Here is an 811-nt window from a genome sequence, read left to right as displayed (position 1 = left end):
ACTGAAGACAATGCGCTGCTGCTGATTGATCTTGGCCTTGGCCACAATGCGCTGGGTGCGACGGCGCTGGCGCAGGTTTACCGTCAACTGGGCGATAAGCCTGCCGATGTGCGTAACGTAGAGCAGCTGAAAGGCTTCTACGACGCCATTCAGGCGCTGGTGGCACAGCGTAAGCTGCTGGCCTACCACGACCGTTCCGACGGCGGCCTGCTGGTTACGCTGGCAGAAATGGCCTTCACCGGTCACTGCGGCGCTGAAGCAGACATCGGCACTCTGGGCGATGATCATCTGGCGGCGCTGTTTAATGAAGAGTTGGGGGCTGTCATTCAGGTTCGCGCCGCTGACCGTGAAGCGGTTGAGGCGTTGCTGGCTCAACATGGCCTGGCCGATTGCGTGCACTATCTGGGTAAAGCCGTGCAGGGCGACCGCTTCGTGGTCGAAGCCGATGGGCAGTCGGTGTTCAGCGAAAGCCGTACTACCCTGNCGTATGTGGTGGGCAGAAACCACCTGGCAGATGCAGCGTCTGCGCGACAATCCAGAGTGCGCCGATCAGGAACATAACGCTAAAACCAACGATGCCGATCCTGGCCTCAACGTTAAACTGTCGTTTGATATCAATGAAGATGTTGCCGCGCCGTATATCGCCACCGGTGCGCGTCCGAAAGTGGCCGTGCTGCGCGAGCAGGGTGTGAACTCCCACGTTGAGATGGCCGCAGCTTTCCACCGTGCGGGCTTTGACGCTATCGATGTACACATGAGCGACCTGCTGGGCGGACGCATCGGCCTGGGTAACTTCCAGGCGCTGGTAGCC

The 811-nt window shown here is 59.9% G+C and carries 1 pseudogene; it reads left to right on the top strand.

What is annotated here, in order from left to right:
- A pseudogene (locus FDX22_RS21735) lies at window positions 1-811 on the top strand (phosphoribosylformylglycinamidine synthase subunit PurQ); the annotation flags it as partial.

The organism is Citrobacter sp. TBCS-14 (genome assembly GCF_005280805.1).
GTDB classification, from domain to species: domain Bacteria; phylum Pseudomonadota; class Gammaproteobacteria; order Enterobacterales; family Enterobacteriaceae; genus Citrobacter; species Citrobacter gillenii.
The sequence above is the reverse complement of the archived record's forward strand: the minus strand, read 5'-3'. Positions and strand labels throughout refer to the sequence as shown.